Annotated in this window: 26 protein-coding genes; 19 read left to right on the top strand and 7 right to left on the bottom strand. The window is 69.7% G+C overall.

Going from position 1 to position 24,826, the window contains the following annotated elements; translation table 11 throughout:
* Positions 1-2: 2 nt before the first annotated feature.
* Positions 3-746: an SDR family oxidoreductase gene (locus BR39_RS0107780; protein ID WP_029909428.1), complete on the bottom strand. Its 744-nt coding sequence runs from the start codon at positions 744-746 to the stop codon at positions 3-5.
* 126 nt (positions 747-872) lie between these two features.
* Between BR39_RS0107780 and BR39_RS0107775 the strand changes: the two genes are divergently transcribed.
* The 3 genes from BR39_RS0107775 to BR39_RS0107765 all read left to right on the top strand — a co-directional run bounded on the left by BR39_RS0107775 (position 873) and on the right by BR39_RS0107765 (position 3,914).
* Positions 873-1,784, top strand: a complete 912-nt coding sequence (locus BR39_RS0107775; RefSeq protein WP_029909426.1) for a LysR family transcriptional regulator — start codon at positions 873-875, stop codon at positions 1,782-1,784.
* Positions 1,785-1,993: 209 nt separating this feature from the next.
* The gene (gene zapE, locus BR39_RS0107770) at positions 1,994-3,112 is read left to right on the top strand and encodes a cell division protein ZapE (protein WP_029909424.1); all 1,119 of its coding nucleotides are present in this window, start codon (positions 1,994-1,996) and stop codon (positions 3,110-3,112) included.
* 217 nt (positions 3,113-3,329) lie between these two features.
* Positions 3,330-3,914 (top strand): NUDIX domain-containing protein, encoded by a 585-nt coding sequence (locus BR39_RS0107765; RefSeq protein WP_029909422.1) that lies wholly within the window; start codon positions 3,330-3,332, stop codon positions 3,912-3,914.
* A 153-nt stretch (positions 3,915-4,067) separates the two neighbouring features.
* On the opposite strand, the gene BR39_RS0107760 is transcribed toward BR39_RS0107765, so the two are convergent.
* Complete coding sequence (locus BR39_RS0107760; protein WP_051695261.1) at positions 4,068-6,248, bottom strand: ATP-binding protein; 2,181 nt, start codon at positions 6,246-6,248, stop codon at positions 4,068-4,070.
* Positions 6,249-6,492: 244 nt separating this feature from the next.
* On the opposite strand from BR39_RS0107760, the gene sdhC reads away from it, so the two are divergent.
* The 6 genes from sdhC (at position 6,493) to BR39_RS0107730 (ending at position 11,656) form a co-directional block, all read left to right on the top strand.
* Positions 6,493-6,900 (top strand): succinate dehydrogenase, cytochrome b556 subunit, encoded by a 408-nt coding sequence (gene sdhC, locus BR39_RS0107755; protein ID WP_029909418.1) that lies wholly within the window; start codon positions 6,493-6,495, stop codon positions 6,898-6,900.
* Positions 6,901-6,902: 2 nt separating this feature from the next.
* Positions 6,903-7,307 (top strand): succinate dehydrogenase, hydrophobic membrane anchor protein, encoded by a 405-nt coding sequence (gene sdhD / locus BR39_RS0107750; protein WP_029909416.1) that lies wholly within the window; start codon positions 6,903-6,905, stop codon positions 7,305-7,307.
* Positions 7,307-9,094, top strand: coding sequence for a succinate dehydrogenase flavoprotein subunit (gene sdhA, locus BR39_RS0107745; RefSeq protein ID WP_029909414.1), 1,788 nt, complete (start codon positions 7,307-7,309; stop codon positions 9,092-9,094). Before sdhD ends, sdhA begins: the two co-directional genes overlap by 1 nt.
* An 11-nt stretch (positions 9,095-9,105) precedes the next feature.
* Positions 9,106-9,888, top strand: a complete 783-nt coding sequence (locus BR39_RS0107740; protein ID WP_029909412.1) for a succinate dehydrogenase iron-sulfur subunit — start codon at positions 9,106-9,108, stop codon at positions 9,886-9,888.
* A gap of 194 nt (positions 9,889-10,082) precedes the next feature.
* Positions 10,083-11,303 carry an NAD(P)/FAD-dependent oxidoreductase gene (locus tag BR39_RS0107735; RefSeq protein ID WP_156035657.1) on the top strand — a complete coding sequence of 407 codons (1,221 nt, stop codon included), beginning with the start codon at positions 10,083-10,085 and terminating at the stop codon, positions 11,301-11,303.
* Between the two features lie 32 nt (positions 11,304-11,335).
* On the top strand, positions 11,336-11,656 hold the full coding sequence (locus BR39_RS0107730) for a 2Fe-2S iron-sulfur cluster-binding protein (RefSeq protein WP_029909408.1): 321 nt from the start codon (positions 11,336-11,338) through the stop codon (positions 11,654-11,656).
* Positions 11,657-11,819: 163 nt separating this feature from the next.
* Here the strand turns inward: BR39_RS0107730 and BR39_RS0107725 are convergent, their stop codons facing one another.
* Positions 11,820-14,132: a PAS domain-containing sensor histidine kinase gene (locus BR39_RS0107725; protein ID WP_029909406.1), complete on the bottom strand. Its 2,313-nt coding sequence runs from the start codon at positions 14,130-14,132 to the stop codon at positions 11,820-11,822.
* A gap of 138 nt (positions 14,133-14,270) precedes the next feature.
* On the opposite strand from BR39_RS0107725, the gene BR39_RS0107720 reads away from it, so the two are divergent.
* From BR39_RS0107720 to BR39_RS0107710, 3 genes are read left to right on the top strand one after another with little or no spacing between them, the layout of a single operon-like run.
* Positions 14,271-14,672 carry a metallopeptidase family protein gene (locus BR39_RS0107720; protein ID WP_029909404.1) on the top strand — a complete coding sequence of 134 codons (402 nt, stop codon included), beginning with the start codon at positions 14,271-14,273 and terminating at the stop codon, positions 14,670-14,672.
* Positions 14,669-15,091, top strand: coding sequence for an SWIM zinc finger domain-containing protein (locus tag BR39_RS0107715; protein ID WP_029909403.1), 423 nt, complete (start codon positions 14,669-14,671; stop codon positions 15,089-15,091). Before BR39_RS0107720 ends, BR39_RS0107715 begins: the two co-directional genes overlap by 4 nt.
* A 51-nt stretch (positions 15,092-15,142) precedes the next feature.
* Positions 15,143-15,610, top strand: coding sequence for a hypothetical protein (locus tag BR39_RS0107710; protein WP_029909395.1), 468 nt, complete (start codon positions 15,143-15,145; stop codon positions 15,608-15,610).
* A 9-nt stretch (positions 15,611-15,619) separates the two neighbouring features.
* On the opposite strand, the gene BR39_RS0107705 is transcribed toward BR39_RS0107710, so the two are convergent.
* Positions 15,620-16,327 (bottom strand): NAD-dependent deacylase, encoded by a 708-nt coding sequence (locus BR39_RS0107705; protein ID WP_029909393.1) that lies wholly within the window; start codon positions 16,325-16,327, stop codon positions 15,620-15,622.
* Positions 16,328-16,489: 162 nt separating this feature from the next.
* Here BR39_RS0107705 and BR39_RS0107700 point away from each other — a divergent pair, with 162 nt between their 5' ends.
* The 3 genes from BR39_RS0107700 (at position 16,490) to BR39_RS0107690 (ending at position 18,814) form a co-directional block, all read left to right on the top strand.
* Entirely contained in the window at positions 16,490-17,623 is a 1,134-nt protein-coding gene (locus tag BR39_RS0107700) for a ferritin-like domain-containing protein (RefSeq protein WP_029909391.1), read from the top strand.
* Between the two features lie 101 nt (positions 17,624-17,724).
* Positions 17,725-18,258 carry a lipocalin family protein gene (locus tag BR39_RS0107695; protein WP_029909388.1) on the top strand — a complete coding sequence of 178 codons (534 nt, stop codon included), beginning with the start codon at positions 17,725-17,727 and terminating at the stop codon, positions 18,256-18,258.
* A gap of 70 nt (positions 18,259-18,328) precedes the next feature.
* Positions 18,329-18,814, top strand: coding sequence for a lipocalin family protein (locus BR39_RS0107690; protein ID WP_051695338.1), 486 nt, complete (start codon positions 18,329-18,331; stop codon positions 18,812-18,814).
* Here BR39_RS0107690 and BR39_RS0107685 read toward each other — a convergent pair.
* Positions 18,811-19,017 (bottom strand): hypothetical protein, encoded by a 207-nt coding sequence (locus BR39_RS0107685; RefSeq protein ID WP_029909384.1) that lies wholly within the window; start codon positions 19,015-19,017, stop codon positions 18,811-18,813. The genes BR39_RS0107690 and BR39_RS0107685 overlap by 4 nt on opposite strands.
* A 122-nt stretch (positions 19,018-19,139) precedes the next feature.
* Here BR39_RS0107685 and BR39_RS0107680 point away from each other — a divergent pair, with 122 nt between their 5' ends.
* The 3 genes from BR39_RS0107680 to mmcB are packed head-to-tail and all read left to right on the top strand — an operon-like array spanning position 19,140 to position 20,152.
* Positions 19,140-19,394, top strand: a complete 255-nt coding sequence (locus BR39_RS0107680; RefSeq protein ID WP_029909383.1) for a type II toxin-antitoxin system Phd/YefM family antitoxin — start codon at positions 19,140-19,142, stop codon at positions 19,392-19,394.
* Complete coding sequence (locus BR39_RS0107675; protein WP_029909381.1) at positions 19,391-19,657, top strand: Txe/YoeB family addiction module toxin; 267 nt, start codon at positions 19,391-19,393, stop codon at positions 19,655-19,657. Before BR39_RS0107680 ends, BR39_RS0107675 begins: the two co-directional genes overlap by 4 nt.
* A gap of 39 nt (positions 19,658-19,696) precedes the next feature.
* A complete protein-coding gene (mmcB, locus tag BR39_RS0107670) occupies positions 19,697-20,152 on the top strand; it encodes a DNA repair putative endonuclease MmcB (protein ID WP_029909379.1) in 456 nt (151 codons plus the stop codon).
* Between the two features lie 8 nt (positions 20,153-20,160).
* On the opposite strand, the gene BR39_RS0107665 is transcribed toward mmcB, so the two are convergent.
* Complete coding sequence (locus BR39_RS0107665) at positions 20,161-20,469, bottom strand: hypothetical protein (RefSeq protein WP_029909376.1); 309 nt, start codon at positions 20,467-20,469, stop codon at positions 20,161-20,163.
* A 100-nt stretch (positions 20,470-20,569) separates the two neighbouring features.
* Positions 20,570-22,408 (bottom strand): DNA helicase RecQ, encoded by a 1,839-nt coding sequence (gene recQ, locus BR39_RS0107660; RefSeq protein WP_029909374.1) that lies wholly within the window; start codon positions 22,406-22,408, stop codon positions 20,570-20,572.
* Positions 22,409-22,730: 322 nt separating this feature from the next.
* On the opposite strand from recQ, the gene BR39_RS0107655 reads away from it, so the two are divergent.
* Positions 22,731-24,695: a transglycosylase domain-containing protein gene (locus BR39_RS0107655; protein WP_029909372.1), complete on the top strand. Its 1,965-nt coding sequence runs from the start codon at positions 22,731-22,733 to the stop codon at positions 24,693-24,695.
* Positions 24,696-24,826: the final 131 nt, after the last annotated feature.

The raw sequence follows: 24,826 nt of genomic DNA, 5'->3' as shown, positions 1-24,826 counted from the left end.
TGTTAGAAATCCTGGGCGGTCGGACGGACGGCGATGTCGCTGACGTCGACGTCGGCCGGCTGTTCCACCGCATAGGCGACGGCGCGGGCGATGGCGTCGGGGCCGATGGCGATCTCGTAGAAGGCGTCCAGGGCCTTCAGCGAGTCCGCATCCGAGCTGCCGTGCTTGAGTTCGGTGTTGACCCCGCCGGGCGAGATCACCGTCACGCGGACCTTGGAGCCCACCTCGTGCCGCAGGCCTTCCGAGATGGCGTGCACGGCGAACTTGGTGCCGCTGTAGACCGTGCCGCCCGGGCTGAAGACCTTGCGGCCGGCGATCGAGCTGATGTTGATGAACTGGCCCGAGCCTTGGGCCTCGAACACCGGCAGGGCGGCGGCGACGCCGTACAGCAGGCCCTTGATGTTGATGTCGATCATCTTGTCCCACTCGTCGGTCAGGCGCGCCGACATCGGGGCGATGGCCATGTAGCCGGCGTTGTTGACCAGCACGTCGACCCGGCCGAAGGCCTGGACGGCGGCGGCGATCATGGCGTCGGCGTCGGCCTTGACGGTGACGTCGGTCCGGACGGCGATCGCCTGGCCGCCGGCGGCGGTGATCTCGGCGACCAGGGCCTCCAGGCGGTCGACGCGGCGGGCGGCCAGCACCAGGCGGGCGCCCTGGGCGGCGAGGTGGCGGGCGGTGGCTTCGCCCAGGCCGCTGCTGGCCCCGGTGACGACGACGACCTTGCCGGAAATGTTGGCGGACATGGGAAATCTCCTTGGCTGTCGGGGAGGGCTTTGGAGCGTCCTCGCCTCGTGACGGGGAAGATGAGGGCTCGACCCGTCCGCGATAATCCTTGATAGTTTGAACGTCGTTTCAAACAGGGCTTGATAATGCAGCGCGACCTGCTGGACGGCGTCGTCGCCTTCACCACCGTGGCCAGGCGACGCAGCTTCACCGTCGCCGCCGCCGACCTGGGCGTGACGCCGGCGGCGGTCAGCCACGCGGTCAAGCAGCTGGAGGCCCGGCTGGGCGTGTCGCTGTTCGCCCGCACCACCCGCGAGGTGGGACTGACCGAGGCTGGGCGGCGCTTCCTGCACGGCGCCCAGCCGGCGGTCGAGGCGATGGTGGCGGCCACGGCCTCGGCGCGATCGCTGGGCGAGGGTCCGGCGGGCACGGTGCGCCTGACCACCTCGCGCCTGGCGCTGCGCATGGTGCTGGCCCCGGTCATCACCGACTTCGTCCGCGCCTATCCCGACGTGAAGCTGGAGATCGTGGTCGACGACGCCCAGGTCAGCCTGATCGAGGAGGGCTTCGACGTCGGCGTGCGGATGGGCGAGATGATCGCGCCGGACATGGTGGCGGTGCGGGTGTCGCACCCGTTCCGGTTCTGCGTGGTCGGCGCCCCGGCCCTGCTGCAGCGCTGGGGCCGGCCCGAGCACCCGCGCGACCTGAAGGGCTATCCCTGTCTCAACGTCCTGCAGACCACCCGGATGAACAACTACCGCTGGGAGTTCGAGGAGGACGGCCGCGAGTTCCAGGTGGCGGTCGAGAGCCCGCTCAGCGTCAACGACTTCGACCTGCTGATGAAGGGCGCGCTGGACGGCCTGGGCCTGACCTACCAGCCCGAGCCCCTGGCCATGGGGCATGTGCTGAACGGCCGGCTGGAGCGGGTGCTGGACGCCTATCTGGCCGGTCCGACCTCGTGGCACCTCTACTATCCCAGCCGCCTGGGCGCCTCGGCCGCGCTGCGGGCGTTCGTGGAGTTCATGCGCGGCCGGATGCGGACGGCGGGGCGGGCCTAGGGATGCCGGCGCCTCAAAACAGGTTGTCATCCCGGAAGCCCCGCAGGGGCTGTCCGGGACCCAGGTGACCGGGCCAAAGCCGTGCAGCCGCCCCTGGGTCCCGGACAAGCGCTGCGCGCTTCCGGGCTGACAACGGGAAGAGGGCGCGATGGGCTCGGTGGGCTGTTGGCTCTTCCCCCGCCGTCCTCGGCGCGCTAACCCCCGTGGCGATGCCTACGTCCGTCCGCACCGCCTACCGAGAGCGCCTGGCCCAGGGCGAGATCAAGCCCGACGTCGCCCAGGCCGCCGCGGTCGACGCCCTGTCGCGGCTGGAGGCCGACCTCGACAACGCCGGCGAGCCCGGCTTCTCGCTGTTCGGCCGCAAGCCCAAGGGCCAGAAGGGCGTCTATCTGTGGGGACCGGTCGGGCGCGGCAAGTCTATGCTGATGGACCTGTTCTTCGACAGCGCCCCGGTCGCCAAGAAGCGCCGCGCGCACTTCCACGCGTTCATGGCCGAGGTGCACGAGCACATCAACGCCTGGCGCAAGGGCGACGCGGCCGAGCGCAAGGCCCGCTTCGGCCAGCACAAGGGCGACGACCCGATCGCCCCGACCGCCGACCTGATCGCCGCCGACGCCCGCCTGCTGTGCTTCGACGAGCTGCAGGTCACCGACATCGCCGACGCCATGATCCTGGGCCGGCTGTTCGAGGCCCTGTTCGCCCAGGGGGTCACCCTGGTGGCCACCTCCAACCGGCCGCCGGACGACCTCTACAAGGACGGCCTCAACCGCCAGCTCTTCGTCCCGTTCATCGAGATGCTGAAGGAGAAGCTGGAGATCGTGGCCGTGCGCGGCCCGGTGGATTTCCGGCTGGACCGCCTGCGCGCCGCCCGCACCTGGCTGGCCCCGGACGACAAGGCCAACCTCGCCGAGTTCGACCGCCTGTGGGCCGACATGCTGGACGGAGCCGAGGAGACCGGCGCCAAGATCGAGGTCCTGGGCCGCAAGATGCACTTCCCGCGCGCCGCCGGCGGCCTGCTGCGCGCCTCGTTCGCCAGCCTCTGCCAGCAGGCCCTGGGGCCGCAGGACTATCTGGCGATCGCCGAGCGCTTCCACACCCTGTTCCTCGAGGACGTGCCGCTGCTGACCCCGGACCGGCGCGACGCGGCCAAGCGCTTCAACACCCTGGTCGACGCCCTCTACGAGGCCGACGCCAAGCTGGTGGCCCTGGCCCACGGCGAGCCCGAGGCCCTGTATCCGGCCGGCGACGGCTCGTTCGAGTTCGAGCGGACCGTGTCGCGCCTGCAGGAGATGCGCTCGGCCGACTATGTGGCGCGGGTGCGGGACTAGGATTGATCGATATTCGAGCGCGGAGCCTTCCCCATCACCGTCATCCCGGGTCTTGTGCCCGGGACCCCTGGGTCAGCTGACGCGTGAGATAGATTGGCGCGCCGGCGCGCCACACCGCTGCACCTGCGGCGGATAGAGGGGTCCCGGGCACAAGGCCCGGGATGACGGTTGAAAAGAATGGGCCTGGGATCGGCAGAGTGATGAGGACGAGGAACCCATGAGCGTGAAAGACCGTGTCCGCGTCCACGAGACCCGGCTGCTCTCCGACAACTGGTACGTCCTGAAGGCCGCCACCTTCGACTGGAAGCGCCGCGACGGGACCTGGCAGACGCAGGCTCGCGAGGTCTACGACCGCGGCAACGGGGCGGTGCTGCTGCCTTACGACCTGGACCGGCGCACGGTGCTGCTGGTCCGGCAGTTCCGCTATCCGGCCTTCGTCAACGGCTATGACGACCTGCTGATCGAGGCCGCCGCCGGCCTGCTGGACGACGCCGAGCCCGAGGTGCGCATCCGCGCCGAGGTCGAGGAGGAGCTGGGCTACCGGCTGGGCGAAGTGACCAAGGTCTTCGAGGCCTTCATGAGCCCGGGCTCGGTGACCGAGATCCTGCACTTCTTCGTCGCGCCCTACGACGCCTCGATGCGGATCGGCGACGGCGGCGGCCATCCCGACGAGGGCGAGGACATCGAGGTCCTGGAACTGGCGATCGACGAGGCCCTGGCCATGGTCGCCGACGGCCGCATCCGCGACGCCAAGACCATCATGCTGCTGCAGCACGCGGCGCTGACGGTGTTTCGGGGGTAGGGGCGCCTCTCCAGCTTTCCCTCCCCCTTGTGGGGAGGGTGGCCCCGAAGGGGTCGGGTGGGGCTTGATGACTCAAGGGCGGCGGCGAAGCCCCACCCACCAGCTTCGCTGGTCCCCCCTCCCCATAAAGGGGAGGGAAAGGCGACGTCCGCCTTACGCCTGTTCCCGTTCGACGTCTTCGCCCCCCACCCGCACCCCCGTCCAGCGCTCGACGGCGCCCAGGAGTTCGGCCGGCGAGATCGGCTTGCCGATGTGGCCGTTCATGCCGGCCTCGGCGCTGGCCGCCACGTGTTCGGGCAGGACGTCGGCGCTCAGCGCGATGATCGGGGTGTCGCGGTTGGCGCTGTCCTGGGCGCGGACGGCGCGGGCGGCGGTGAAGCCGTCGACCTGCGGCATCTGCAGGTCCATCAGGATCAGGTCGAACCGCTCGCAGGCGGTCAGGCGCAGGGCCTCGGCCGCGCTGGCGGCCTCCGAGACCTCGTGGCCGACGGCCTGCAGCATGGCGCGCACCAGTTCGCGGTTCACCGCCACGTCGTCGACGACCAGGACCTGGGCGACGGCGACGGGTCCGGCGCGTTCGATGTTGGCGCCCGTCGGGGCGGCCGCAGCCTCGTCGGCGCGGACGTCGAAGGCGAAGATCGAGCCGCCGCCCGGGGCGGGCTCCATGGCGATCGAGCCGCCCATCAGCTCGACCAGGCCCTTGCAGATCGAAAGGCCCAGGCCCGTGCCGCCGTAGCGGCGGCTGATCGAGCCGTCGGCCTGGAAGAAGCGCTGGAACAGGCCGTCGCGCTTGTCCTCGGGCACGCCGCAGCCGGTGTCGCGCACCGACACGTGCAAGACGCCGTCGGCATGGCGCACGCCCACCCGCACCTCGCCGGCCTCGGTGAACTTGATGGCGTTGCTGACCAGGTTGACGATCACCTGGCGCAGGCGGTTGGCGTCGGTGGCCAGGGCCGCGGGCACGCCCGGGTCGAGATCCAGCGACAGGGCCAGGTCCTTGGCGCGGGCCTGCTCGGCGAACAGGGCCATGACGTCGTCCAGGAACGGCGCCACGGCGAAGGCCTGGGGCGACAGGGCCACGTGGCCGGACTCCAGCTTGGAGAACTCCAGGATGTCGTTGACCACCGTCAGCAGGGTCATGCCCGCCGTCCTGACCCGCCGGACATAGAGGCCGGCGTCGGGCGACAGGTCGTCGATGTCGGCCAGCAGGCTGGAAAAGCCGTTGATCGCCGTGAGCGGCGTGCGGATCTCGTGGCTCATATTGGCCAGGAACTCGGCCTTGGCCTCGGCGGCGGCCTCGGCGCGCAGCTTGGCGTCCAGCAGGGCGGTTTCGCGGGCGCGGGACTCGGTGACGTCCATCAGGGCGCCGAACAGCGTGGCGACCTGGCCCTCGGCGTCCAGCTCGACCGCGACGTGGCTGACGATGTCGCGCACCGTGCCGTCGGCCCGGGTCAGGCGGGTCTCGAACTCGAACGGCTCGCCCGTCTCGGCCGCCGTCTCCAGCTCGGCCCGCCAGCGGGGGCGGTCGTCGGCGGGGAAATGGGTCAGCTGGACCTCGCGGTCGGGCACGCCCGCCGAGGTTTCCCGGCCATAGATGCGGAACACGCCCTCGGACCAGGTGGTCACGCCGCTGGCCACGTCGATGCGCCAGTGGCCGACCCCGGCCATGTCCTCGGCCATCAGGGCGATGCGGTGGGCCTCGCGGATGGTGCGGGCGTCGGCCTCGGCCCGCCCCCGCGCCTCGGCCAGCTCGCGACGGGCCCGGGTCAGGTCGATCTGCAGCGAGCGGAAGACGCGGAACACCAGGTAGGTGGTGGCCAGCACCGTGGCGATCCGCCAGGGCTGGTCGCGCTGGATCAGCCGGGCGCTGGCCCCCAGCTGGACCACGACCATCGAGACCAGCATCGGCGTCAGGTTGGTCAGCAGGCGCTTGGGCCGGGCGTAGTCGCGCACCAGGATCTCGAACATGACCACGCCGTACAGGGTCACGCCGAAGGTCTGGGCCGCGCCGACCTGGAAGAAGGTCAGATAGAAGCCGGCCAGGCCGTAGCCGGCGCTCTGCATCCAGGCGAAGAGGTCGGCGGCGCCGCCCCGTCCCGTTGCAGTGGTCCGCGCCTCGGCGACGGCCAGGACGGCCATGGCCGCCATCCAGAAGTACGGCGCGTGGTCGCTGGAATAGGGCAGGGTGGCGCAGAAGACGACGGCCGAGAACACCAGCCGCGCGCCCATGCCGCCGGTGTCGCCGCCCGCGACGCGCAGCACGTCGAACAGCGCGCCGAGCGTCCGTCGCCAGCCGGCCGGCGCCGGCGCGTCCGTTGAAATCCCTGCGGCCATTGAACGCACCCCAACTTGGTCAACGGCCCGTTTACTGTCTAGGTTTGAACGAAAGGTTGAACGCGCTCGGCGAACGGCGATCGACCCGGTGCGGGCGCCCCCGCGCGCTGCGGCGCCTGTATTCCGCCGCGCCCATCCTCTCGGTCATGAGAACGTTTCTCAACAAGGGCGCCCGCGTTGACACCCGGGGCGTCGCGCTTAAAAGCATCCCGCAACGCACAAAGCTAAAGGGTTGGACACAACCATGACCGAGACCAGCGGGGGTCTGCCCGAGCGCCCCCTGTCGCCGCACCTGCAAGTCTGGCGCTGGCACATCACCATGGCCTGCTCGATCCTGCATCGCGCCACCGTCTTCGCCCTCTATGTCGGCGTGCTGCTGCTGGCCGGCTGGGCCCTGGCCCTGGCCTCGGGTCCGCAGGCCTACGCCTGCTACACCGGCTGCCTCGGCTCGCCGCTGGGCAAGCTGGTGCTGTTCGGCCTGACCGTCGCCGTGCTCTACAACATCGCCTACACCGTGCGTCAGACCTTCTGGGACGCCGGCAAGGGCTTCACGCCGAAGACGGCGGACATGACCGGCGCGGCCGCCATCGCCTTCGCGGTGGTCGGCGCGATCGTCGTCTGGGTGATCGCCGCCCAAACCGGAGCGCTCTGATCATGGCCAAGTCGTCTTCCGCCCGCTTCCGCACGCCGATGTCCCGGGCCCGCGGCCTGGGCGCCTCGCACCACGGCGTCGGCCATTTCGTCACCGAGCGCGTCTCGGGCATCGCCCTGATCCCGCTGGCCCTGTGGGGCGTGTTCGCCGCCCTGCGCCTGGCCGGCCTCGGCTTCGACGGCGCCGCCGAATGGGTGGCCATCCCGCACAACACCGTCCTGCTCAGCCTGCTGATCGTCGTCGCCCTGGTCCACCTGAAGGGCGCGGTGCAGGTGGTGATCGAGGACTACGTCCCGGACTTCACGACCAAGACCGTGCTGGTCCTCGCCAATCTTTTCGTTTGCGTCCTCGGCGGCGCTCTTGGGGTCGTGGCGATCCTCAAGGTCGCCTTCACCGGAGCCCTCTGATGTCGGCCTACAAGTTCATTGATCACCGCTTCGACGTCGTCGTCGTCGGCGCCGGCGGCTCGGGCCTCCGCGCCGCGCTCGGCTGCGCCCAGGCCGGCCTGAAGACCGCCTGCGTCACCAAGGTGTTCCCCACCCGCAGCCACACGGTCGCCGCCCAGGGCGGGATCTCGGCCTCGCTGGGCAACATGGGCCAGGACGACTGGCGCTGGCACATGTTCGACACCGTCAAGGGTTCGGACTGGCTGGGCGACCAGGACGCCATCGAGTACCTGACCCGCAACGCCCCGGCGGCGGTCTACGAGCTGGAACACTGGGGCGTGCCGTTCTCGCGCACCGTGGACGGCAAGATCTACCAGCGCGCCTTCGGCGGCATGACCAAGAACTTCGGCGAAGGCCCGATCCAGCGCACCTGCGCGGCGGCCGACCGCACCGGTCACGCCATGCTGCACACGATGTACGGCCAGTCCCTGGCCCACGACACCGAGTTCTTCATCGAGTACTTCGCGCTCGACCTGATCATGGAAGACGGCGTCTGCCGGGGCGTCACCGCCTGGAAGCTGGACGACGGCACCCTGCACCGGTTCCAGGCCCAGATGGTCATCCTGGCCACCGGCGGCTACGGCCGCGCCTACTTCTCGGCCACCTCGGCCCACACCTGCACGGGCGACGGCAACGCCATGGCGCTGCGCGCCGGCCTGCCGCTGCAGGACATGGAATTCGTGCAGTTCCACCCCACCGGCATCTACGGCGCCGGCTGCCTGATCACCGAGGGCGCCCGCGGCGAAGGCGGCTACCTGACCAACTCGGAGGGCGAGCGCTTCATGGAGCGCTACGCCCCGTCGGTGAAGGACCTGGCCCCGCGCGACATGGTCAGCCGGGCCATGACCATCGAGATCCGCGAAGGCCGCGGCGTGGGCCCCAACAAGGACCACATCTTCCTGCACCTGGACCACCTGGACCCGAAGATCCTGCACGAGCGCCTGCCCGGCATCTCGGAGACCGCCAAGGTCTTCGCCGGCGTCGACGTGACCAAGGCGCCGATCCCGGTCCTGCCGACCGTCCACTACAACATGGGCGGCATCCCCACGAACTATCACGGCGAGGTCGTGACCAAGTCGGGCGACAACCCCGACCAGGTGATCCCCGGCCTGATGGCCGTGGGCGAGGCGGCCTGCGTGTCGGTGCACGGCGCCAATCGCCTGGGTTCCAACAGCCTGATCGACCTGGTGGTGTTCGGCCGCGCGGCCGCCCTGCGCTGCGCCGAGATCCTGACGCCCGGCGCCACCCAGCCCGAGCTGAAGGACAGCATGACCGACGGCCACCTGGCCCGCTTCGACCGCTTCCGCAACGCCAACGGCGGCACGCCGACGGCGGCCCTGCGTCTCGAGATGCAGAAGGCCATGCAGGAGGACGCCGCGGTGTTCCGCACCGGCGAGAGCCTGGAAAGCGGCGTCAAGCGCCTGGGCGCGGTCTGGGACAAGGCCAAGGACATCAAGGTCAGCGACCGGGGCCTGGTGTGGAACACCGACCTGATGGAGACCCTGGAGTTCGACAACCTGATCGGCCAGGCCGTCGTCACCGTGGCCGGGGCGGTGAACCGCACCGAAAGCCGCGGCGCCCACGCCCGCGAGGACTTCTCCACGCGCGACGACACCAACTGGATGAAGCACACCCTGGCCTGGCTCGACCAGTCGACCGGCCAGGTGAAGATCGATTTCCGGCCGGTGCACAGCTACACGATGTCCAAGGACATCGACTACATCCCGCCGAAGCAACGCGTGTACTGAGGGTACGATCGATGGTTCAGCTCACCCTCCCGAAGAACTCCACCGTCCAGAACGGCAAGACCTGGCCCGCCCCGGCCGGTGCCAAGAACACGCGTTCGTTCAAGGTCTACCGGTACGACCCGGAAGACGGCCGCAACCCGCGCTGGGACACCTACGAGGTGGACGTCGACGCCTGCGGCCCGATGGTCCTGGACGCCCTGCTCTACATCAAGAACACCATCGACCCGACGCTGGCCTTCCGCCGCTCGTGCCGTGAGGGCGTCTGCGGCTCGTGCGCGATGAACATCGGCGGCCGCAACACCCTGGCCTGCACCCACGGCCACGCCGACACGCCCGGCAAGGCCGTGCAGATCAGCCCGCTGCCGTCGCAGCCGGTGGTCAAGGACCTGATCCCGGACCTGACGCTGTTCTACGCCCAGTACGCCTCGATCGAGCCCTGGCTGCACACCGTCACGCCCGAGCCGCGCACCGAGTGGAAGCAGTCGCCGGAAGACCGTTCCAAGCTGGACGGCCTCTACGAGTGCATCCTCTGCGCCTGCTGCTCGACCTCGTGCCCCAGCTACTGGTGGAACGGCGACAAGTATCTGGGTCCGGCCACCCTGCTGCACGCCTACCGCTGGCTGATCGACAGCCGCGACGAAGCCACGGGCGACCGCCTCGACAACCTCGAGGACCCGTTCAAGCTCTATCGCTGCCACACGATCATGAACTGCGCCCAGGTCTGCCCGAAGGGCCTGAACCCGGCCAAGGCGATCGCCGAGATCAAGAAGATGCTGGTGGAGCGCGTGGTCTAAGGACCACGGCTCCCTACCTCGTCCTTCGACGGGCTCGGGACGAGGCCTGTTCCATCGCCGCAGAAGATCGGTAAAAACTGGTCTTCGAGCCCAAGGCCGATCGGCTTGCAAAAAGGTGACGCCACCGTCATCTTTGCTCGAACGGGAGGACTTTGGCGTTGAGCGGCATTGGGAGTGAAGCTGGAACCGGGGATCTGAACGCCCGCGTCGTCATCGTCGGCGCCGGCCACGCCGGCGGTTCGGCCGCGGCCTTCCTCCGCCAGTACGGCCATGTCGGCCCGATCGTGCTGATCGGCGACGAGCCCCTGCTGCCCTATCAGCGCCCGCCGCTCAGCAAGGCCTGGCTGAAGGGCGAGGCCGACGCCGACAGCCTGCAGCTCAAGCCCAGCAGCTGGTACGAGGAAGCCGGGGTCTCCCTGCGCCTGGGCGGGGTGGTCGTCTCGATCAACCGCGGCGCCAAGACCGTCAGCCTCGCCTCGGGCGAGACCCTGCCCTACGACTACCTGATCCTCGCCACCGGCGCCCGGGCCCGGGCCCTGCCGATCCCCGGCGCCGACCTGGCCGGCGTCCTGGCTCTGCGCACGGCGGCCGACGCCGAGGCCCTGAAGGCGGCCCTGGGCCCCGGCAAGCGGCTGGCGGTGGTGGGCGGCGGCTATGTGGGCCTGGAGGCGGCGGCCTCGACCATGGCCCTGGGCGGCCACGCCACGATCATCGAGCGCGAGCCCCGCGTCCTGGCCCGGGTGGCCTGCGAGACCCTGTCCAACTTCTTCCAGGACTATCACGGCGAACGCGGCGTGACCTTCGTGCTGGACGCCAACGTCGCGGGCTTCGACGGGGTCGACGGCCACGTCACCGGCGTGCGGCTGGCCGACGGCTCGGTCATCGCCTGCGACGCGGCCCTGGTCGGGGTCGGGGCGGTCCCGAACGAGGAGCTGGCCCGCGACGCGGGCCTGGAGTGCGCCAACGGCGTGGTGGTCGACATCGAGGCCCGCACGGCCGACCCGTTCGTGTTCGCGATCGGCGACCTGACCCACCGGCCGCTGCCCACCTACGACCGCCAGTTCCGCCTGGAGAGCGTGCCCAACGCCCTGGAGCAGGCCAAGCAGGCCGCCGCCGCCATCGCCGGCAAGGCCATGCCGCCGCACGAGATCCCGTGGTTCTGGTCGGACCAGTACGACCTGAAACTGCAGATCGCCGGCCTGCCGTTCGACACCGACCGCCAAGTGGTGCGTGGCGACGTGGCGGCCGCCAAGTTCGCCGTCTTCCACCTGAAGGGCGACCTGGTCCAGGCCGTCGAGGCGGTCAACGCGCCGCCCGAATTCATGGCCGGCAAGCAGCTGATCGCCAAACGCACGCCCGTCAGCATCGAGAAGCTGGCGGACACCACGATTTCCATGAAAGAAGTAGCGGCGTAAAACGACCGTTCAAAAGCCAGTTCAGGGGACCCATGGCCAAGATCACCTACATCGAGCACGACGGCACGGACCACGTCATCGACGTCAAGCCGGGCCTGACGGTCATGGAAGGCGCCGTGAAGAACAACGTGCCGGGCATCGACGCCGACTGCGGCGGCGCCTGCGCCTGCGCCACCTGCCACGTCTATGTGGACGACGCCTGGCTGGACAAGACCGGCGAGAAGTCGGCCATGGAAGAGTCGATGCTGGACTTCGCCGAGAACGTCGAGCCGAACAGCCGCCTGTCGTGCCAGATCAAGGTGAGCGACGCCCTGGACGGGCTGGTGGTGCGGCTGCCGGAAAGCCAGCACTAGGATTGTCTTTTTGGGGGCGGTGGCTCACCCACTTGCCCCCACCTGACGGCTTCGCCGTCTATCCGCCCCCGAAGGGGGCGGAGCCGAACGCTCTTCCCCCTTCGGGGGAAGACGACCGCGAAGCGGTCCGTAGGGGGCAAGTGTTCGCCGCCCAAACCTTGCCCTAGAACCCGAACTCCGGCTGCGCCGCCCCCGGCTGCTGGGTCTCCGGCAGGTGGCAGGTGAACGTCGAGCCCGCGCCGGGTTCGCTTTCCAGCGCCACCCAGCCGCCGTGCAGCTCGACCAGCGCCTTGACCAGGGCCAGGCCCAGGCCCGGCCCGCCGCGATCCCGGCCCACGAACCGATCGAAGATGTGGGCCTGGACGTGGAAGGGCACGCCGCGGCCGGTGTCGGACACGTCCAGCCGCACCTCGCCCAGGGCCCGGCGGGCCGACAGGGTGACCACCCCGTCCGGCGGGGTCTGGCGCAGGGCGTTCTCGATCAGGTGGTCCAGGATCTGCGACAGGCGCTTGTGGTCGCCGCGGATCAGGCCGACGTCCTTGTCGCATTCGACCGACAGGGTGACCCCGCCGATCTGGGCGGCGTTCAGCGAACGCTCCTGGGCGTCGGCCAGCAGGCCGGCCACGCGGATGTCCTCGATCTCCAGCGCCATCTCGCCGGCGTCGATCTGGGCCATGTCCAGCACGTCGTCGATCGAGCGGGCCAGCTGGGTGGCGGCGGCGCGCACCGAGGCCACGTGGCCCCGCCCGCGCTCGGTCAGGCCGTCGGCCCGCTCCAGCAGCTCCGAATAGCCGATGATCGTCGTCAGCGGCGTGCGCAGCTCGTACGAGACGTTGCCGACGAAGTCGCGCTTCAGCCGCTCGGCCTCGGTCAGGGCCGCCGAGCGGTCGGCCAGGGCGCTTTCCAGCTGGCGGGTGTCGGTGACGTCGGCGAAGGCGATCAGGGTGGCGCCGTCGGGCAGCGGGCGGCTCTGATAGACGATGATGCGGTTGTCCGAGGTGCGGGTCTCGCCCGAGGTCGGGGCGCGCATCTGCGGGTCGGGATCGGCCACCCGGCCCTTCAGCTCGCGCCAGAAGCTCAGGTCGTGCAGGCGCGGCACGCACAGCTCGACCACGCCCTCGAAGTCGACCGCCGCCTCCAGGGCCTGGGCCGAGACGTTCCAGAAGGTCTCGAAGGCCTCGTTGTGCAGGCGCAGGCGGCCGTCCGAGCCGAACACCGCCACGGCGTCGTTCAGCTTGTCCAGCGTGGCCTGCTGCACCTGGATCAGGGCGTTGTACTGGGCCTTCAGCCGCAGCTCGCCGGTGATGTCGGAATAGAGCACCAGCATGCCGCCCAGCGGGTGGGGCTGGCGCACGACGCGCAGGGTGCGGCCGTCGGGCAGGTCCCACATCTCGTCGGCCTGGGGCCCCAGGTCCTCGTAGCGGGCCAGTTCCGCCGCCTTCCACTTGGCGTAGTCGACCGTCTCGGGCAGGCGGCGGCGCTGGCGCAGGCGGTCCAGCACCTCGCCGTGGGTCGGGCGCTCGGCCAGCCAGGCCGGCTCCAGGCCCCACAGCTCGGCGAAGGCGGTGTTGTGGAAGGCCAGGCGGCGGCCGGCGCTGAAGATCGCCACCGCGTCGGCGATGTGGTTCAGGGTCTCGTCGTGGGCGGCGACGTGCTTCTTCAGCGCGTCGCGCATGTCCTCGACCTCGGTGACGTCGCTGCTGAACACCCCGACCCCGCCGCCGTCCAGCGGCTGGGCCGAGAAACGCAGGGCCCGGCGGCGGCCGTCCAGCGGCACCCAGCGGACCAGTTCGCGCAGCTCGCCGGCCTTGGCGGCCTCGACCGCCAGGGCGTCGGCGGCCCGGTCGATCGACTTGTTGTCGCGCGAGGCGTCGGCGGCCGTCTCGACCCCCACCACCCGCAGATAGGCCGCGTTGCCCCAGACCGGCGCGCCGTCGGCGCCCGAGATCCAGGCCGGCTCGACCAGGCCGTCCATGAAGGCGGCGAAGCGTCCGGCGTCCGGCAGGCCGGTCTCGCTGGCGGCTGCCGCGCACAGGCGCAGCCAGGCGCGCGTCCCCGCCGCCCGGCCCTCGACCACCACGCCGCCGCGCGGGCCGCGGGCCTCGAAAGCGCAGGACTGGCCCTGCTCGAACAGGGCCTTCAGCTTCTGGGCGTGGGACGGATCGGCTTCGGTCAGGGCCAGGACCACGGCCTGGGCGTCGGCGGCGACGTCGAGGATCTCGGCGCACGCGGCCAGGGCGTCCTCGCCGGACACTAGGTCGACGCCGTCGTCGTGGAGGACGACCACGGCGCTCTCGAAGGCCTCGGCCGCGCCCTGGCTGTCCATCAGCCGGGTCTCCAGGCGGACGGCGCGGGCCTTCAGGCGGGCGAGGTGGTCCTCGAAGCGTCGCCGCTGCGACATCGCCCACAGGGTGGCGCAAAGGGCGAGGCAGACCGCGCCGGCCGTCGCGGCCAAGATCAGGTCGGACGAGGTCATCAGGCTTGGCGTCGGCCCCTGGCTACGGTCATGGTTAGCGAATCAGCTTCACAGATTAGGCCGCGCGTGGCCAGAGCGCGATGAGCGTGGCGGTCGCGGAGGCTTTCCGGCGCCGTCCCTCCGGCCTATGTACCGACCATGACCTGGACCGAACGCATGGCCCCCTCGCTGGACGACTTCGCCGCCCTGGCGCGCCGGGCCTTCGACGACCTGCCCGCCGACTTCCGCCGCCAGACCGGCGACGTGGTGTTCCGCATCGACGACTTCGCCTCCGACGAGGTGCTGGACGACCTGGGCATCGAGGACCCGTTCGAGCTGACCGGTCTCTACCAGGGCGTCGACCTGGCCCGCCGCTCGCTGTTCGACCCCACGCCGCAGCCGTCGATGGTGTTCCTGTACCGCCGCCCGATCCTGGACGAATGGTGCGAGCGCGGCGACGTCACCCTGGGCGAACTGATCGCCCACGTGCTGGTCCACGAGATCGGCCACCATTTCGGACTGTCGGACGACGACATCCACCGCATCGAGGACGACGCATGAGCCACGGCGACACGCTTTTTGACGCCGATGCGTGGCGGGGCCGCATGGACGAGCGCTGGTTCGAGAGCGGCGCGGCCATCGCCGAGGCCGGGTCGGTCGACCTGGTCGCCATCGAGGACGACGCGGTCACCGCCCACGTGAAGGGCAGCGCCGGCGACCTCTATGTCGTCACCCTGCGCGCCCCGGACGGCGAGGGCGCCTGCACCTGCCCGGGCTTCGACAAGTTCGGGGCCTGCAAGCACCAAGCGGCCGTGGTCGTGGCGGCCAACCTGCTGGACGGCACGGGGCGGGGCTATGTCCGCGAGCGCCTGGCGCGGCTGAGGGACGGTCTGGCGCTGGAGAGCAAGGACGCCCTGATCGAACGGATCGTAGAGCTGGCGAAACGGGATCCGAAGGTGCTGGCGGGGCTGGAGGGGTAGGAGCGTCGTGACGCTGTTGCGAACCTCGACCATGGCCGACGGATTGACGGCATGAAGGCCTATGCGATTTTTCCCGCGTTCGAGCTCTATGGTGATGACGTTCCGGCCGAAAGGACGCAGGCGTCCATTTCGCTGATCGCCAAGATGACATTCGACAGCCTGCGGAGTGGAGGAGACGTCTTCCAGTTCGTCGTCGATTGGCGCGATCCCGGAGCGGCCGCCGATGCGGGCCATTTTCACGAAGACCTGGCCGAACCGCACCTGATCCCCCTCCTGTCGGAAGAGGACTTGCTAGACCGCATACGGCGATCGATCGACCCGAACGCTGTATGTGCTGGCACGGTCCGATCGGCAGCGACCTGCCGAGCGGTAACCTTCGGTTGGGATGGCCAGGCGTTCATCTGCCTGCGTCATGAGGACAAGGCGCCCGTGTCTCCCGACGCCACGCTGGCGGTCGTTTCCAGCGAACCCGACCTTCTCACCGAGACCGATTACTTCGATGGGTGGATACGCGACTAGGGTGAGGTCCTACCCGCCCAGCACCTCCTCCACCCAGGCCGGCACCACCTCCGTCGCCGGTCCATAGCGCCGCTCGTCGAAGGCCCGGGCGTTGTCCGAGGGCTCCAGGTTCAGCTCGCAGGTTCGGAGCCCGAGCCGCCGCGCCTCGGCCACGAAGCCGGCGGCCGGATAGACCGAGCCGGAGGTGCCGATCGACACGAACAGGTCGGACTCCTCCAGGGCGTCGCCGATCGCGTCCAGGAACAGCGGCTCCTCGCCGAACCACACCACGTGCGGGCGGGCGGTCCCGACGCGGCCGCAGGCCGGGCAGCCGATGTCGGCGTTCAGCGGATCCAGGTCCGGCCAGGTCGCCCCGCAGGCGTGGCAGCGCGTCACCCGCAGCTCGCCGTGCATATGGACCACATCGACGCAGCCGCCCTGCTCGTGCAGGTCGTCAACGTTCTGGGTGCACAGGAACAGACGCCCGCCCTTGGCGGCCAGACCCGCCTGCAGCCGGGCCAGGGCCGTGTGCGCCGCATTGGGCGCCGCGCCCTCCAGATTGGTCCGCCGGGCGTTGTAGAAGGCCCGCACCTTGGCCGGGTCGCGGGCGAAACCCTCGGGGGTGGCCACCTCGGAAAGCTCGTACTGGGTCCAGATGCCGCTGGTGTCGCGGAAGGTGCCCAGGCCGCTCTCGGCCGAGATGCCGGCGCCGGTCAGGACGAAGACGTTGAGCCCCATGGCCGTGCTTTCCCCAGGGGCCCCGGGCCCATTTGCGAACCTGACGCAGTCGTCATTTTTAATTTGACCCCGCCGCGTCTTTGAGTTGACAGTGTTTAGATAGGCCAGAGACCCGCGTTAGACGGGGCCTGTCCAGCCCCTTTAGGCGAGGAGCCCCCAAGGATGACCAGCGCGACGGACAAGAACATCACCAAGGACGCCATGTACGACGCGGTGGCGCCGGACGACTTCGAGTCGATGCTCGAACTCGACCGCTACGGCAACCGCTCCAGCGCCTTCGACAAGATCATCTCGGCCACCCACGACCACTTCTGGGACCCGCTGGACAAGGCCTATATCGATTTCGACGAGCCGTTCGACATGGAGAACCAGGCGCTGGTTCCCGAGGACCTGGTGATCGCCCTGTCCACCGACTACGTCTCCGACCACCTTTCCGATCCCAAGCAGCGCATCCGCTTCATCAACCAGTCGGTGCTGCGCAGCTTCTCGTCGATCCTGCACGGCGAGCAGGGCGCGCTGAACCTGTCGGCCAGCCTGTGCCACGTGCTCAAGGACCAGGGCGCCCAGGAATACGCCGCCAACCAGACCCGCGAAGAGGCCCGCCACGTCACGGCCTTCGCCAAGTACATCAAGGCCCGCTGGGGCAAGCCGGTCGAATGCGGGCCGGCCCTGAAGACCCTGCTGGTCGAGATCATCGGCGCGCCCGAGGTCTATAAGAAGATCATCGGCATGCAGATGCTGGTGGAAGGCCTGGCCATGGGCGCCTTCGCCACCTTCTTCAACAATATCAACGACCCGGTCGGCAAGAAGCTGCTGCAGCTGGTGATGACCGACGAGGCCTTCCACCACAAGTTCGGGAAGATCTGGGCCGACCGCACGGTGCCCAAGCTGAGCCCCGAGGAGCACGCGATCATCGAGGACTGGGCGGCGCACTGCTTCCAGACCCTGCTGTTCAACCTGGTCTCGCCGCACCAGCAGCTGGATCTCTATCGCGAGTTTGGCCTGGACCCCGACAAGGTGGTCGAGGAGTACGGGAAGATCATGACCGACGACCTGCGTCGGGAGAACATGAAGGAGCAGACCAACATCTTCCGGGTGCTGGTGAAGACCCTGCTCAACGCCGGCATCATCACCGATCGCACCAAGGCGTTCTACGCCATGTACGTGGACATCGAGGAGCTGAAGGGCGAGGGCGACCGCATGGTCGGCGACGACATCGCCGAGGAAGGCATCCGCCACCTGCAGGCCATCAACTTCAAGGACCGCGTCGCGCCGGTGACCATCGCCGCCGAATAGGCCTCCTATCGCCTGAACCAAGCGCCCCGCCGGGACCCCTCAAAGGGAACCCCGGCGGGGCGTTTTGCGTTGTGGACGACTTGTGGGGCAAGGTGGGCGTCATGCGCAGTCTTTCGATCTCGATCGCCGTCAGCCTGCTCGCCGCGGGCCTGTTCGCGGGCGGGGGCGCGCTGGCGGCCGCCAAGCCGCCGGCCAAGGCCATCCCGACCAGCTTCTATTCGGGCAAGTGGTACGAGATCGCCCGCACGCCCAACGCCGGCCAGCGCGACTGCGAGGCCCCGACCACCGAGTTCACCGGCAAGGGCGCCGACGGCTTCGCCGTCCACCAGGTCTGCCGAAGGGGCTCGGCCAGCGGCGCGGCCAAGGCGTTCGACACCACCGGCAAGATCCTGGCGGGCAGCCAGAACACCCGCTTCACCATGAGCTTCCTGGGCGGGCTGAAGAAGCAGGAATACTGGGTGCTGGACTGCGCCGACGACCATTCGTGGGCGATCATGGCCACACCGGGCGGCAACTATGTGTGGCTGCTGGCCCGTCGGCCGGTGCTGAGCGAGGGGGTCAAGGCCCAGGCCTTGGAGCGGGTGAAGAGCCTCGGCTACGCCAAGCTGGAATATCCGCAGCAGCCGCCGGCCTGAGATGCGGACGCTCCACGCCTCCGGCCTCGTCGCCGCCCTGCTGCTGACCGCGGTCGCCGTCGCCGCCTGCATGGCCCCGCCCAGCGGCAATCCGCACCCACCCCAGCCGGCCAAGGCGGTCGATCTGGAGCGCTACGCCGGGCGCTGGTACGAGGCGGCCCGCTACGACATGCGGTTCGAGAAGGGCTGCGACGGCGTCACGGCCGAGTACTCAAAACGTCCCGACGGCCTGATCCGGGTGCTCAACACCTGCCGCCAGGGCGGCCCGACCGGCCCGGCCAAGGTCAGCGAGGGCAAGGCCAAGGTCGCCGACGCGACCACCTCGGCCAAGCTGAAGGTCTCGTTCTTCGGCCCGTTCTTCCTGGGCGACTACTGGGTGCTGGACCACGCCGACGACTACAGCTGGTCGATCGTCGGCGAGGGCTCGGGCCGCTATCTGTGGCTGCTGACCCGCGAACCGCCGACGCCGGCCCAGCTCAGCGCCCTGACCGACCGGGCCCGGGCGATGGGCTACGACACCTCGAGGCTGCGGGTGACCCGGCACGGGTCGCGCTAGGCGCCTCGGCGCTCTTCCAGGGCGACGGCGATCCGCTCCAGCGTCTGGTTCATCCGTCGGGTCTCCTCGAGCTGGGCGGTCATGCAGTCCAGCTGGGTGGTCACCGCCGGCGAGGCCTTGCCCATCTTCTTCATGAAGAAGATCCACACGCCGATCAGCAGGAAGATGGGCAGCATATTGAGGAAGATGGCGGTGAGGCTCATGGCGTTCGGCTCGCGGGTCAGGTGACGCTTCGCGAGCAAGCTAACGACGTTGAGGTCGGCACGCCATCTTGAATTTGTACAAATATCAGTACATATAATCCGTGATTTTGGAGGCTTTGCCGATGGACGTGCTCAGCTATTCCGACACCCGAGCCAACCTCAAGGAGGTCATGGATCGGGTCGTCGATGACCGTGCTCCGGTCGTGATCACCCGCCAGAAGGCGGAGTCTGTCGTGATGGTCTCGCTGTCGGACTGGCATGCGATGGAAGAGACGCTGCACCTCCTATCGTCGCCGGCCAACGCCGAGCGTCTGCGTAAGTCGATCGCCGAGCTCGATGCCGGGCAAGGCGTCGAGCGGACGCTGATCGAGCCGTGAAGCTCGTCTTCTCGGAGCAGGCCTGGGAAGACTACCTGCATTGGCAGGCCGCCGATCGCACCGTGCTGGACCGGGTGAACGCCATGATCAAGGAATGTCTGCGCACGCCGTTCAAGGGCACCGGCAAGCCCGAACCGCTGAAGGGCGACCTGAAGGGCTGGTGGTCCCGGCGGATCACGCTGGAAGATCGGCTCGTCTATCGGGTCGTGGGTTGGGGCGAAGACCAGCGGTTCGAAGTGGCGCAATGCCGCTACCACTACTGACCTCTTGATCCGCGAACAAAGCTGGAACATGTTTTCGGCATGGACATCATCGTCGATCTCCGCACGCGGCCCGAGACCACCGACCTCGTCACCCGGGGCGCGGCGCGGTTCCTGGTGTCGCTGGGCTACGCGCCCCTGGCCGAAGTCACCCTGCCCAACGGGCGGCGCGCCGACGTGATGGCCCTGGGGCCGAAGGGGGATGTGCTGATCGTCGAGGTGAAGTCGGGGCTGGAGGACTTCCGGGTCGATCGCAAATGGCCCGAATACGCCCCCTATTGCGACGCCTTCTACTTCTCGGTGTCGCCGGATTTCCCGGAAGGCATCCTGCCCGAGGAGCCGGGCTTGATCGTCGCCGACGGCTTCGGCGGGGCGATCGTGCGCGAGGCGCCGGTCGCGCCCCTGGCCCCGGCGCGCCGCAAGGCGCTGACCTTGGCCTTCGCTCGGCTGGCCGCCCTGCGCGCCGCCGGCGTCAACGCCGAGCGGCTGACGCTCTGACGCCGGGTCTAGCGGTCGAAGTTGCGGGCCAGCAGGAAACCGAACACCGCGCCAGCCACGAACGCGCCGATCGCCACGGCGACGGGGCGTTCCTCGGCGATCACGTGGGCCGCCTTGGCCTTCTCGATGCTCCAGGCCTTGCCGACCTCGGCCTTTTCGGCGGCGAAGGACCGGGCGACCCCAGCCTTCTCGGCGGCGTACTCGGCGGCGACGTGGGCCTTTTCGGTCACCGTCTCGACGGCCTTGTCCACGGCGGCCTTGGCGCGCTTGGCGCGGGTCTTGGCGGGTGTGGCGGTCTTGATCGTGAAGTCGGTCATGCGAAATCCCGTGCCGAAATCCATGGAGGAGATGGGGTCAACACTCTTAACACGCCCGGCGGCAAAACGTTTCTCGCGCTTGCGGCGCCGCCGTCCTTTTCTAGTTGTCGCGCACCACCTTGAGCACCGCCTCGCCATAGCGGTCGAGCTTGCCCTGGCCCACGCCGCCGGCCTTGGCCAGGGCCGCGGCGGTGGCCGGCCGCGCGGCGGCGATCTCGGCCAGGGTGGCGTCGTGGAAGATGACGTAGGGCGGCACGTGCTGCAGGGCCGCCTCCTCGCGCCGCCAGCTCCGCAGGGCCTCGAACAGGGCCTGGTCCTCCAGTGGCACGGTCAGGGCCTGGCGCTTGCGGGCGGTCTTGCCCGCCCCGGACCTGGCCTGGCCGTCGGCGGTGATCGGCTGCTGGCGCAGCGAGACCAGCCGCTCGCCGCGATAGACCTGGCGCACGCCCTCGCCGTCGCCCAGGCCGATCAGCGGCCGGCCGTCGTTGGGGTCCTCGCGCAGCAGGCCCTCGAACACCAGGGTGTCGATCAGGTCGCGCCAGCCCTGGGGGCTGAATTCCTTGCCGATGCCGAAGGTCGACATGGTCGCCTCGGCCTGGGTCACGTCCTTGGTCTTGCCGAGCAGGTGGTCGACCAGGCGGCCGCGTCCGAACCGTCCGCCCATGCGGTGGGCGGCCGACAGCGCCTTCTGGGCGGCCTGCGTCGCATCGACGCCGACAGGCGGCGCAACACAGATGTCGCAGACCCCGCAGCGCTCGACCCCCTCCTCGCCGAAATAGCGGCGGACGGCGGCGGCGCGGCAGGTGACGCCCTCCAGCATGGCGTAGAACTGGCGCAGCTTGCGCAGTTGCACCGCCTTGACCTCGTCGGGCGCGCTCTGGGCCTCGATGCGGCGCACGGCCCAGGCCAGGTCGGCGGAGCTGTAGAGGGTGATGCCCTCGGCCGGCTGGCGGTCGCGGCCGGCCCGGCCGATCTCCTGCCAATAGGCCTCGATGGCGGCCGGCGGATCGGCGTGGATCACGAAGCGGACGTCGGGCTTGTCGACCCCCATGCCGAAGGCGATGGTCGCCACCATCACCGCCTCGTCGGCCTCCAGGAACTCCTCCAGCCGCCGGGCGCGCACGGCCTTGTCCAGGCCCGCGTGATAGGCCAGGGCCGGAATGCCCTCGGCGATCAGCTTCTCGGCCAGCTTCTCGGTCGAATCCCGGCTGCCGGCATAGACCACCCCGGCGCGGTTGGGCCGCTCGGTGACCAGCTCGATGACCCGGTCGTGGCCCTTGCCCTTCTTGCGCTCGGCGTTCAGGGCCAGCTCGTGGCGGGCGAAACTGTCGACGAACTCGGCCGCGCCCTTCAGGCGCAGTTCCGAGCGAATGTCGTCGCGGGTCCGGGCGTCGGCGGTGGCGGTGACGGCCAGGCGCGGGGCGTGCGGGAACACCTCGGCCAGGCGGCCCAGCATCCGGTATTCGGGCCGAAAGTCGTGGCCCCATTGGCTGACGCAGTGGGCCTCGTCGACGGCGACCAGCGACAGGGGCAGGCGCGACAGCCGCTCCAGCATCGACGGCTGCATCAGGCCCTCGGGCGACAGGTACAGCAGGTCCAGCCGCCCGTCGTCGATCCGCCGCCAGATCTCGGCCCGCTCGGCGGGCAGGGTGTTGCTGTCCAGCCGCTCGGCCGCGACGCCGGCCTGCTGCAGGCCCGCCACTTGGTCGGCCATCAGGGCGATCAGCGGCGAGACCACCAGGCCCAGGCCCGGACGGACCAGGGCGGGGATCTGGTAGCACAGGCTCTTGCCGCCGCCGGTGGGCAGCACGGCCAGGGCGCTGCGCCCGGCCAGCAGTTCGCCGATCACCCCGGCCTGCAGGCCCCGGAAGTCCGAATGGCCGAAGGTGCGGCGCAGGACCTCGCGCGCCGCGTCGAGCGAGGGCGGCGAGGGGTCGATGACGGAATCAGGCTGGTCGTACACGGGCGTCTTTTGACAGCGCGCGGAGCCCAGGCCAAGCGCGGCGCCATGATCCGGCCCCCAAAATCGGCTTGAAAGCGGACATCGGCTGCACGGCCCCTGCATGGACGGTCGCCAGCCTCCCCGGTCGCGACCACAGGCTGAAACGAACCATGAACACGCGCCGCGCGCAAGGCGCCCACTGGGCCGCACCGAAGGCCGTTCATCCCTCGTCAATCTTGTCGCGCGTTTTGTGAGCTTCGGCTAAACGGATTTCGGCGCGGCCCCGGGACTTCGCGCCCTTTCGGGATCAAGGACTGACATGGCCAACGGCGTCTTCGGCGGGAACAAGCCGGCGAAACCTCAGCGCACGCCGCTGCAGGCGTTGCTCTATTGGACGATGGTGCTGGGCGTCTGGGGCCTGATCTTCATCGTCGCCTTCTTCGCGGTGTTCGCCAGCGACCTGCCCGACACCTCCAAGCTGTACGACGTCAAGCGCCAGCCCTCGATCAGCTATCTGGACCGGTCCGGCGCCCTGCTGGCCGTGCGCGGCAGCCAGTACGCGCCGCCCGTCGACCTGGACGCCCTGCCCGAATACGTGCCGGCCGCCTTCGTGGCGATCGAGGATCGCCAGTTCTACCACCACATCGGCTTCAACCCCTGGGGCATCGCCCGCTCGCTGATCTGGAACCTCAGCCACGAGGGCGGACCCCAGCGCGGCGGCTCGACCATCACCCAGCAGCTGGCCAAGAACCTGTTCCTCAGCCCGGCCCAGAACTATCGCCGCAAGGCCCAGGAGCTGATCCTGGCCGTCTGGCTGGAGCTGAAGTTCAGCAAGAAGCAGATCCTGGCCCTCTACATGAACCGGGTCTATTTCGGGGCCGGGGCCTACGGCATCGAGGCCGCCTCGCAGCGCTACTTCAACAAGCCCGCCAGCCAGCTGACCGTCGGCGAGGCCGCCCTGCTGGCCGGCCTGATGAAGGCCCCCGCCCGCTACTCGCCGGTCTCGGCCAGCGACCGCGCCGCCCGCCGCGCCACCATCGTTCTGGACGAGATGGTGCGGATGAAGGCCATCACCGCCGAGCAGCGCGACCAGGCCTTCGCCGAACCCGTCCGCGTCTCGGCCACCCTGGCCAACCAGCGCGCCCAGTACTTCACCGACTATGTCGACGCCCAGGTGCGCTCGCTGGTCGGCGAGCCGACCGAGGACCTGGTGGTCGAGACCACCCTGGACCTGCCGATCCAGGTGGCCGCCGAACGCTCGGTCCAGGTCGGCGTCGAGGGCCACAAGACCCAGGGCGTGCAGCAGGCGGCCCTGGTCGCCATCGACGGCGAAGGCCGCATCCGCGCCTATGTCGGCGGCGCCGACTACGGCGAGACCCAGTTCGACCGCGCCACCAGCGCCCGCCGCCAGGCCGGGTCGGCCTTCAAGCCGTTCGTCTACCTGACCGCCATGGACCAGGGCCGCAACCCGTCGGTCATGGTGGTCGACGAGCCGGTGAAGATCGGCAACTGGGAGCCCAAGAACTACACCAACAAGTACCTGGGTCCGATGACCCTGCAGACGGCCCTGGCCCAGTCGATCAACACCGTCGCCGCGCGCCTGGCCAGCGAGGTGGGCACCAGCAACGTCGCCAACACCGCCCGCCGCCTGGGCATCACCAGCAAGATCCAGCTGGACCCGTCGATGGCCCTGGGCGCGGTCGAGGTCAGCCCCATGGAGATGGCCCAGGCCTACGCCCCGTTCTCGAACGGCGGCTTCCTGGCCAAGGGCTACGGCATCGAGCGCATCCGCACGACCAGCGGCAAGGTCCTGTACGACCACAGCGTCGACAAGACCCAGCGCCCGGCGGTGATCGGCTCGCCGTCGCTGCAGTACATGAACCAGATGATGCGCCAGGTCGTGGCCAACGGCACCGGCGCGCGGGCCAAGGTCGCGGGCTACGACATCGCCGGCAAGACGGGCACCACCAGCGATTACCGCGACGCCTGGTTCGTCGGCTATACGGGCGGCTTCGTCACGGCGGTGTGGACCGGCAAGGACGACAACACCTCGATGAAGAAGGTCACCGGCGGCGGCGCCCCGGCCGAGATCTGGCGCAACTTCATGGCCGCGGCCCTGCCGCGCCTGAAGGCCACCCCGATCCCCGGCGGCGTCATCGAGCCCCCGCCCCCGGCCGGCGACGACCCGATCGGCGCCCTGCTGGACCCCTCGGCCGCGCCCGAAGGCCCGGCGGCGGAAACCCCGGCTCCGGGGACGCCCGCGCCGGAGCAGCTGCCGTACTAATCGGCCTGTCCCTCCCCCTTGTGGGGAGGGTGGCCCTGGCGGAGCCAGGGTCGGGTGGGGTTTGATGAGTCAGCAAGACGAGTCAGCAGACCCCACCCGTCCGCTTTGCGTCCACCCTCCCCACGAGGGGG

The organism is Caulobacter sp. UNC358MFTsu5.1 (assembly GCF_000712075.1).
Lineage (GTDB): Bacteria > Pseudomonadota > Alphaproteobacteria > Caulobacterales > Caulobacteraceae > Caulobacter.
The sequence above is the reverse complement of the archived record's forward strand: the minus strand, read 5'-3'. Positions and strand labels throughout refer to the sequence as shown.

Coding starts and splice junctions, on each gene's coding strand:
- BR39_RS0107780 (WP_029909428.1), bottom strand. CDS start 746: ATGTCCGCCAACATTTCCGGCAAGGTCGTCGTCGTCACCGGGGCCAGC.
- BR39_RS0107775 (WP_029909426.1), top strand. CDS start 873: ATGCAGCGCGACCTGCTGGACGGCGTCGTCGCCTTCACCACCGTGGCC.
- zapE (WP_029909424.1), top strand. CDS start 1,994: ATGCCTACGTCCGTCCGCACCGCCTACCGAGAGCGCCTGGCCCAGGGC.
- BR39_RS0107765 (WP_029909422.1), top strand. CDS start 3,330: ATGAGCGTGAAAGACCGTGTCCGCGTCCACGAGACCCGGCTGCTCTCC.
- BR39_RS0107760 (WP_051695261.1), bottom strand. CDS start 6,248: ATGGCCGCAGGGATTTCAACGGACGCGCCGGCGCCGGCCGGCTGGCGA.
- sdhC (WP_029909418.1), top strand. CDS start 6,493: ATGACCGAGACCAGCGGGGGTCTGCCCGAGCGCCCCCTGTCGCCGCAC.
- sdhD (WP_029909416.1), top strand. CDS start 6,903: ATGGCCAAGTCGTCTTCCGCCCGCTTCCGCACGCCGATGTCCCGGGCC.
- sdhA (WP_029909414.1), top strand. CDS start 7,307: ATGTCGGCCTACAAGTTCATTGATCACCGCTTCGACGTCGTCGTCGTC.
- BR39_RS0107740 (WP_029909412.1), top strand. CDS start 9,106: ATGGTTCAGCTCACCCTCCCGAAGAACTCCACCGTCCAGAACGGCAAG.
- BR39_RS0107730 (WP_029909408.1), top strand. CDS start 11,336: ATGGCCAAGATCACCTACATCGAGCACGACGGCACGGACCACGTCATC.
- BR39_RS0107725 (WP_029909406.1), bottom strand. CDS start 14,132: ATGACCTCGTCCGACCTGATCTTGGCCGCGACGGCCGGCGCGGTCTGC.
- BR39_RS0107720 (WP_029909404.1), top strand. CDS start 14,271: ATGACCTGGACCGAACGCATGGCCCCCTCGCTGGACGACTTCGCCGCC.
- BR39_RS0107715 (WP_029909403.1), top strand. CDS start 14,669: ATGAGCCACGGCGACACGCTTTTTGACGCCGATGCGTGGCGGGGCCGC.
- BR39_RS0107710 (WP_029909395.1), top strand. CDS start 15,143: ATGAAGGCCTATGCGATTTTTCCCGCGTTCGAGCTCTATGGTGATGAC.
- BR39_RS0107705 (WP_029909393.1), bottom strand. CDS start 16,327: ATGGGGCTCAACGTCTTCGTCCTGACCGGCGCCGGCATCTCGGCCGAG.
- BR39_RS0107700 (WP_029909391.1), top strand. CDS start 16,490: ATGACCAGCGCGACGGACAAGAACATCACCAAGGACGCCATGTACGAC.
- BR39_RS0107695 (WP_029909388.1), top strand. CDS start 17,725: ATGCGCAGTCTTTCGATCTCGATCGCCGTCAGCCTGCTCGCCGCGGGC.
- BR39_RS0107690 (WP_051695338.1), top strand. CDS start 18,329: ATGGCCCCGCCCAGCGGCAATCCGCACCCACCCCAGCCGGCCAAGGCG.
- BR39_RS0107685 (WP_029909384.1), bottom strand. CDS start 19,017: ATGAGCCTCACCGCCATCTTCCTCAATATGCTGCCCATCTTCCTGCTG.
- BR39_RS0107680 (WP_029909383.1), top strand. CDS start 19,140: ATGGACGTGCTCAGCTATTCCGACACCCGAGCCAACCTCAAGGAGGTC.
- mmcB (WP_029909379.1), top strand. CDS start 19,697: ATGGACATCATCGTCGATCTCCGCACGCGGCCCGAGACCACCGACCTC.
- BR39_RS0107665 (WP_029909376.1), bottom strand. CDS start 20,469: ATGACCGACTTCACGATCAAGACCGCCACACCCGCCAAGACCCGCGCC.
- BR39_RS0107655 (WP_029909372.1), top strand. CDS start 22,731: ATGGCCAACGGCGTCTTCGGCGGGAACAAGCCGGCGAAACCTCAGCGC.